Source organism: Brevibacterium salitolerans, assembly GCF_039531405.1.
In the GTDB taxonomy this organism is placed as follows: domain Bacteria; phylum Actinomycetota; class Actinomycetes; order Actinomycetales; family Brevibacteriaceae; genus Brevibacterium; species Brevibacterium salitolerans.
The window spans coordinates 1-6793 of record NZ_BAAAPZ010000010.1; the positions used below are offsets into that span (position 1 = coordinate 1).

Here is a 6793-nt window from a genome sequence, read left to right on the forward strand (position 1 = left end):
GCCCGGTCGCATTCGACGGTTCTGCGCGGCTGTCAGCTGTGCAGAGGTTGCTTCGTGCCGGAACTCGGTGGAGTTTAGATTTTCAAATTAACCTCTGAGGTCATCCGCAGGAGAAGGCTTTAGTCCTCGCACGTGAAGTCGCAACGCGTTTGCAGCGAAACTTGCGGCCTCCGGGGTTCCGAAGGCGACATGGAAGTCGGGGTTCGTTTCGTACTGGTCTGCGAGACCACGGATCATGTCGACGGACTTCGCCGTGTCGCCTGCATGGGTAGGAGTTCCCGGAATCTCCTTGAACCACTCCACGTGAACGGCCGCGTGCTCCTGCGCTATCGCGGAGTCCAGTTCATGTCCTTCCTGCTGGATCACACGCCACCGGGTGAGTAGGGCGTCGGCTCTGACTTTCCATGCCTTTTGCTGCTGGACCGATTTCCCGTGCCACCACTGATTCGATGCGTCGAATGCGTCGCGGCCCCAGCGCTCGACGACCTCAACCTCATATCGGTCGTTGAATCCCTCGAGCATGACATCCATGCGAGGTTCGCGGCCCTGGCGACGCATGGACAAGGTGTGCTCCACCGCGTTGATGCGTCGATTCAGAGAGTCGCGTTCCCTAGCGAGATGCTCCAAGTGCCCGGTGAGCGCTTGGACTTCCACCTCAGGAGTTGTGGGCACATCAAGTACGTCCGCGATGTCGGCCAGCGGCATGCCCGTTTCTCGCAACAGCAGGATTCGCTGCAGGCGGGAGACTGCGTCGGGCCCGTAGTACCGGTAACCGTTGGACCCGACGCGGTCTGGCTCGAGCAGCCCAATCTGGTGGTAGTGACGCAGCGTTCGCCCGCTGATGCCCGCACGTTCTGCGAGCTCGTGCACGGTCCACTCCACGGACTGCCTCCAGCTGGTTGACGTCGTTCTCATTCTTCCCGATTGAGGCGCAAGCCCAGTTGAGGCGCGGCGACACGCAGAACCTCGTCCACAGGCACGGCAATGCTCTGTGCCGCGGTGGCTCCTGTGGCATCGAGGTAGGCGCGAACTAGTCGTATGCCGGCTGCGTAGCCAGCACCCGTGGGCAGACCAACTGGCTCTGCGCCGAGGAGGCGCGCGCTCGCGTCACCATGCACCCACGCCGTGAAGTTCTGCATGCCTGTGACGTGCAGCCCGCTTGCGACCTTCGCAAGGACTTCGGCATCGTTGTGGGTGCTTTCACTGACGAAATGCGTGTACCCGCGGTCGCCGAACAGCTCCGCAGCGAACACGTCCGCAAGCCCTTCCGAGATTACCTGCTCGCCGACGGTGACCGTCATCGGGTCCCATACGACTCCGCCCGGCGAGTACCGCACATTGTGGTGCAGTTCATGAACGGCAATCGCTTCGAGTCGCTCCAGAACCTGGGGCGTGGGCCAGACGGTGATGGTGATGTAGCCGCTGATTCCACCGAATGCGGACAGCCCCTGGATCTCGTCGACGAAGTGCTTGTTGTCGGGATCGCCTAACACGAGGAGCACCTGCAGATCGGGCACCTCGATGCCCGGGGCAGCTGCCCGGAGTGCCGCGGCTCCGGACTCGAGCGCCGTAGTGATGCGGTTCCAGGCGTCTGCCTCGACGAGACGCTCGAGGGCCCCCTGGATCGGTTCGGTTGCGCCCTCCCAGTCGAAGCCGAAGTTCTGTCGGTGCACGGTGGCCATGTCGATCCCTCCCGGGATGAAGTGGTACATCCCAGCCAGGGGAGACCACATCTCACGGACCAGATCGGCGCGGTCATCGGGTGTCGCTGCGAGCACTCGGCGCATGCTCGACGCGCTGTCAATCACTGAAATAGTCATAGCAAGAGACGGTAAACCTTGCCGTTACGACAAGGTCAAACCCGGGGAGTAGCTAACTTCTCCAGAGGTTGGTATCTGCGGCGACGTGGTGGAATTCCGGTTTAACGTCTAGCGTTAATGACGGTCCGCGTTATATGCTCGTCTCGTGATCAGATCGTTCGGCAGCAAGGACACCGAGCGCATCTGGCATGAGCAGTACGTCAAGCGCGTCGACCGGACGGTGCAGCGCGCGACCTTGCGGAAGCTCGAGCTGATCCATGCGGCGAAGGATGTCGAAGACCTCCGGGTTCCGCCAGGCAACCGCCTGGAGCGTCTGGTCGGCGACCGTCGCGGACAGCACAGCATCCGCGTGAACGCGCAATGGCGTCTCTGCTTCGTCTGGAGAGAGGGAGGTGCGGAAGATGTCGAACTCGTCGACTACCACTGAGACCGACCTGATCGAGCCCATCCACCCAGGGGAGATCCTCATGGAGGACTTCATCGAGGGATTCGGGATCACGCAGAACAAACTGGCGGTGTCGATCGGCGTCCCGCCGCGGCGGATCAATGAGATCGTGCACGGCAAGCGGGGGATCACCGCTGATACGGCGATCCGACTGGCGCGCTACTTCGGCACGTCAGAGGAGTTCTGGATGAACCTGCAGTCGAACTACGAGCTGCGGCTCGAGCGTCGGGCGCTGCGCGATCAGATCGACGCGATCGCGCCTTTGCAGTCGGCCTGACGGGGTGTGGGCATATCGGAGCGGTGAATGGCATCGAGCTTCGGAAAGCACAGTCGGACGAAGCGGAAGAGGTCTCAGCCGTCGCGTTGCGTTCGAAGGGCTACTGGGGCTACTCGGACGCGTTCTTGGCGGCGTGTCGTGCGGAGCTCACTTTCACGCCGGAGCAATGCAGGTCAGGTGCGCTGATCGTCGCAGAGTCGGACAGGTGCATCGTTGGCTTCTACCTCCTCGATGGCTCACCTCCTGAGGGCGAGCTCGCAGCGCTGTTCGTAGATCCTGTGTGGATCGGCGCGGGTGTGGGAGGTGCGCTCCTGCGCCACGCGCTGACGAAAGCCGCTGAGCTGGGGTTTCGATGCCTCGTTCTCGACGCGGATCCGGGCGCGGAGAGCTTCTATGCGAAATACGGAGCAGAGACGATCGGCAGCGTCGCAAGCGGGTCGATCCCGGGGCGGCAGATCCCGCAGATGCGGTTCGACCTGACGTGAAAGTCGAGAGGTTGGTCTGTGCCGGAACTCGGTGGAGTTCCGCTTTTCAAACTAACGTCTGGTGAGGTCTGACGGGCAACGGCTGCACATCGCCACACTCCACGTCCCCGTCGATCGGGACGTCGAGCCGTCCGAGCGCATCTACGACGGCCTAGTGTTGAGTTAGGCACTCTGTACGCGCGGCGCGAATCCTGCCCGCTGGCACGGCGTTGGTTTGATCGAAGAAGGTCTCTTGTCTACCTCCTGAACCGCTGTGCCTCTCCGAAGCTCGTGGCACTCGCCTACTGCAGCTTCTCAACCCTGCTCAACCGGCCGAGCCATTCGATGAGGAGCTGGGTCTCCGCCTTGCCGAGGACATCTGGTTGTGCTGCAGCGAGCTCGATGGCAGTGGTGAGCGAGTCGTTGGCTCGTGTTCCCTTGCCGGTGATCGCCGAGATAGCGCCTTCACGGACAGCTTGAGACAGGGCGGGATCCGGCGCTGCCAGGATGATCTGGCGCAGGGTGACGCCGATGTTGGTCACTAGGATGTGCGCGGCAGCCTGCTCAGAGGGCACCAGAAGCCTGCCCTGCTCGGCGGCCCGCGCCGTGAGCGCGCGTAGGATCTCGCTGGGACGCGACTGCGCCTCGGGGGAGTGCCCAGGGCGGACCTTCCCGTACATCAGCGTGTAGAACCCGGGGTTGGCCAGACCGAAGGCGACGTGGGCATCCCAGCCGGCACGGATGTCCTGGATGGGATCGCCCGAGGACTCCATCGACGACTTCTCATTCAGGTAGAGGTCGAACCCGTGCTCGATGACAGCGTCGATCAGCCCTTGCTTGGAGCCGAAGAAGTGGTAGAGCGTCGGCATCTTCACCCCGACTGCGTCGCACACCGCGCGCAGGGAGAACTCCTCGCCGGGGGCGGCGGCGATGAGGTCGGCGGCTGCCGCTATCAGTCGCTCCCGTGTATCGCTTGTCGGTGCTCCTGTCATAGTGCTACGTTAGCTTATGTATCAGAGAGATACAGTTGCATAGTGACGATACAGAGGGGGCTTCATGGCTGAGCACACACTCAAGGGCAAGAACGTTCTGATCGCGGGCGGCGCGAAGAACCTCGGCGGGCTGGTCGCTCGTCAAGCAGCCGAGGCCGGCGCGAACGTCGCGATCCACTACAACTCCGACTCCAGTCGCGCGGACGCGGAGCAGACGCTGGCCGCCGTCGAAGCGGCTGGAGGCAAGGGCGCGGTGTTTCAGGGGGACCTCACGGTTCCGGCGAACGTGGCCGAACTGTTCGCCGACGCTGAGGCGGCTCTGGGGACGATCGATGTCGCGGTGAACACGGCGGGCAAGGTGCTGCGCAAGCCGATCGTGGAGACCACCGAGGACGAGTACGACTCGATGTTCGACATCAACTCCAAGGCCGCTTACTTCTTCATCCAGGAGGCCGGCAAGAACCTCGCCGACGGCGGCAAGATCATCACCATCGTCACCGCGCTGCTGGCCGCGTTCACCGACGGCTACTCCACCTACGCCGGAGGCAAGTCGCCGGTGGAGCACTTCACTCGCGCCGCGGCCAAGGAGTTCGCCGACCGAGGCATCTCCGTCACCGCGATCGCGCCCGGTCCGATGGACACGCCGTTCTTCTACGGCCAGGAGACCCCGGAGCGGGTCGAGTTCCACAAGTCGCAGGGTATGGGCGGTCAGCTCACGAAGATCGAGGACATCGCCCCGATCGTCCGCTTCCTCGCCTCCGAGGGCTGGTGGATCACCGGCCAGACGATCTTCGCCAACGGCGGCTACACCACCCGCTGAGAACGGAGCAGACTCATGACCGATCAGACTATTCCCGAGCCAGTGGCGTCCTTCATCGACGCCGTCAATCGCCATGACGAGGCCGCGTTCCTCGACGCCTTCACCGCCGCCGGCGCGGTCGACGACTGGGGGCGGATCTTCACCGGCCGCGATGCAATCAAGGCCTGGAGCGACAGGGAGTTCATCGGCTCCCGCGGCACGCTTGCCGTCGAGGAGGTAGACGCTGCAGGCGAGACGGTCACCGTCGTCGGCGACTGGCGCTCCAACCACGCCAACGGCCGCTCGAAATTTATCTTCGACGTCGACGGCGACAAGCTCGCGAAGATGACGATCCGCGAAGGCTAGAACCGACACTGGCATCTCGAGCGGGCGTCCAGCCAGATGGACGCCCGCTCGGTGTTGTCGCCTTCGAAGCAAACGCACGACACGCATATACGAGGTTCGTCAACCATGACTACCGTCCCGCTCGCCCGCACCGGGCAACGTCGATCCGAGGTCGGCCCTGTCGAGCTCTTCTTCGACCTGGTCTACGTCTTCGCCATAATCCAGCTCTCGCACCTGCTCATCGAGCACCTCTCCTGGGAGGGCGCTGCCCAGACCATCGTGGTGTTCGCCGCGGTGTGGTGGGGCTGGAACTACACCGCTTGGGCGATGAACTGGCTGGATCCGAGCCGCACTCCGGTGCAGCTGCTCTCCGGGGTGCTCATGCTTGCCGCGCTGGGCATGTCGATCGCCATTCCTAGTGCCTTCGGCGACGGAGCCTGGTTGTTCGTCGGTTGCTACCTGTTCATGGGCATCCTTCGTCCAGTCTTCATGATGATCGCCTACCGCGGCCACCAGCTCGCAGCCAACTACCGCATGCTCCTGCTGTGGACCCTGCTGGCCGGCATGTTCTGGGTCCTCGGTGCGGCACTGCCCCTCGAGTGGCGGCTGGGTCTCTGGTTGATCGCGGTGCTCATCGACTACGCGGCCCCGCTCGCCCACTACCGGATCCCCGGTATCGGTGCAGCCCCCATGCACCAGTGGGACACCGACGCCGAGCACCTGGCCGAGCGCAACCGTCTCGTCTTCATCATCGCCCTGGGCGAGTCCATCCTGCTCATGGGCGGCAGCATCGTGTCCCACGGGCAGCTCACCCCCGGCCTCGCTCTGAGCTTGATCGTCGGCTTCGCGTCCCTGTTCGTGCTCTGGTGGAACTACTTCGCCCTTGCTGGCCCTGATACTCACGGCGGGGACTCGTCAACTGGGGCTCTCCGATCGGCCTACGCCTATGCGCATGCTTTTATGGTCTTGGGCGCGATCCTCGTCGCCGTCTCCATCGAGCTGCGGCTCTCCCATGACCACCTCACGCCCGCAATCGTTGTCGTGACGGCAGCAGGTCCGCTCGTCTACCTGGCGGGGAACCTGCTGTTCCTCCGGTCCCGATTCGGACGCCTCGCACGGTCACGATTCATCGCAGCAGCCGTGCTGGTGGGGATTATGATCGCCGCGATGCTGCTGATCGATCACCTGCCGGTGATTGCGTTGAGCGTCGCTGTACTCTCCGTGACGGCTATTCTCGCCGCCCACACCGCGTACACGACATCGAAACAGTCGGCGCTCGATAACCGGCGATGACCTGGCAAACTCTATCTGAGATCCTTCTGCGCCCGATCGCGGTGCTCAGGAGCGAGCGACGCGCTTTGCTTTTCAACTGCGATCCTCGGTCATAGCTGGCCGACCGCATCGCGGTGAGAATGCTCCTTTGCGTCGCCGGCGGCTATGCGCACCTGGTCTCGGCCGTGCACTGTACGAACGGATCAGAGCAACGCTCTGACCCGCGGGATGATTAGCGCTGGCAACTTGACTACTCATCGTCAGAGGTTGGTTTGTAGCGGAACTCGGTGGAGCTCCGCTTCAACGTTTAGTGGCTCTTGGGACATTGGGTGGGGGTCATGGGGTGAGTCCGCCGGCGGCGAGGAGCACGCGGAGGCGG

9 protein-coding genes are annotated in these 6793 nt (G+C 63.4%); 6 read left to right on the plus strand and 3 right to left on the minus strand.

Annotated elements, in window-relative coordinates:
- Positions 1 to 87: 87 nt before the first annotated feature.
- Positions 88 to 870 (minus strand): MerR family transcriptional regulator, encoded by a 783-nt coding sequence (locus tag ABD240_RS12025; protein WP_229730346.1) that lies wholly within the window; start codon positions 868 to 870, stop codon positions 88 to 90.
- Positions 871 to 911: 41 nt separating this feature from the next.
- Complete coding sequence (locus ABD240_RS12030) at positions 912 to 1820, minus strand: DUF2268 domain-containing putative Zn-dependent protease (RefSeq protein WP_291793752.1); 909 nt, start codon at positions 1818 to 1820, stop codon at positions 912 to 914.
- Positions 1821 to 1965: 145 nt separating this feature from the next.
- On the opposite strand from ABD240_RS12030, the gene ABD240_RS12035 reads away from it, so the two are divergent.
- From ABD240_RS12035 to ABD240_RS12045, 3 genes are read left to right on the plus strand one after another with little or no spacing between them, the layout of a single operon-like run.
- Positions 1966 to 2247 carry a type II toxin-antitoxin system RelE/ParE family toxin gene (locus ABD240_RS12035; RefSeq protein WP_291793756.1) on the plus strand — a complete coding sequence of 94 codons (282 nt, stop codon included), beginning with the start codon at positions 1966 to 1968 and terminating at the stop codon, positions 2245 to 2247.
- Complete coding sequence (locus ABD240_RS12040) at positions 2222 to 2542, plus strand: HigA family addiction module antitoxin (protein WP_291793759.1); 321 nt, start codon at positions 2222 to 2224, stop codon at positions 2540 to 2542. Before ABD240_RS12035 ends, ABD240_RS12040 begins: the two co-directional genes overlap by 26 nt.
- Before the next feature lie 23 nt (positions 2543 to 2565).
- Entirely contained in the window at positions 2566 to 3027 is a 462-nt protein-coding gene (locus ABD240_RS12045; RefSeq protein WP_344337468.1) for a GNAT family N-acetyltransferase, read from the plus strand.
- A gap of 281 nt (positions 3028 to 3308) precedes the next feature.
- On the opposite strand, the gene ABD240_RS12050 is transcribed toward ABD240_RS12045, so the two are convergent.
- Positions 3309 to 3998, minus strand: coding sequence for a TetR/AcrR family transcriptional regulator (locus tag ABD240_RS12050; RefSeq protein WP_291793765.1), 690 nt, complete (start codon positions 3996 to 3998; stop codon positions 3309 to 3311).
- Between the two features lie 64 nt (positions 3999 to 4062).
- Here ABD240_RS12050 and ABD240_RS12055 point away from each other — a divergent pair, with 64 nt between their 5' ends.
- The 3 genes from ABD240_RS12055 (at position 4063) to ABD240_RS12065 (ending at position 6435) form a co-directional block, all read left to right on the plus strand.
- Complete coding sequence (locus ABD240_RS12055; protein ID WP_291793768.1) at positions 4063 to 4818, plus strand: SDR family oxidoreductase; 756 nt, start codon at positions 4063 to 4065, stop codon at positions 4816 to 4818.
- Between the two features lie 15 nt (positions 4819 to 4833).
- A complete protein-coding gene (locus tag ABD240_RS12060; RefSeq protein ID WP_129314012.1) occupies positions 4834 to 5163 on the plus strand; it encodes a nuclear transport factor 2 family protein in 330 nt (109 codons plus the stop codon).
- A 105-nt stretch (positions 5164 to 5268) separates the two neighbouring features.
- Positions 5269 to 6435: a low temperature requirement protein A gene (locus ABD240_RS12065; protein WP_344337472.1), complete on the plus strand. Its 1167-nt coding sequence runs from the start codon at positions 5269 to 5271 to the stop codon at positions 6433 to 6435.
- Positions 6436 to 6793 lie beyond the last annotated feature (358 nt).

What these genes read in the sequence shown, in the direction of transcription:
- ABD240_RS12060 (WP_129314012.1), top strand. Translation starts at nt 4,834, where the DNA reads ATGACCGATCAGACTATTCCCGAGCCAGTGGCGTCCTTCATCGACGCC.
- ABD240_RS12065 (WP_344337472.1), top strand. Translation starts at nt 5,269, where the DNA reads ATGACTACCGTCCCGCTCGCCCGCACCGGGCAACGTCGATCCGAGGTC.
- ABD240_RS12030 (WP_291793752.1), bottom strand. Translation starts at nt 1,820, where the DNA reads ATGACTATTTCAGTGATTGACAGCGCGTCGAGCATGCGCCGAGTGCTC.
- ABD240_RS12040 (WP_291793759.1), top strand. Translation starts at nt 2,222, where the DNA reads ATGTCGAACTCGTCGACTACCACTGAGACCGACCTGATCGAGCCCATC.
- ABD240_RS12050 (WP_291793765.1), bottom strand. Translation starts at nt 3,998, where the DNA reads ATGACAGGAGCACCGACAAGCGATACACGGGAGCGACTGATAGCGGCA.
- ABD240_RS12055 (WP_291793768.1), top strand. Translation starts at nt 4,063, where the DNA reads ATGGCTGAGCACACACTCAAGGGCAAGAACGTTCTGATCGCGGGCGGC.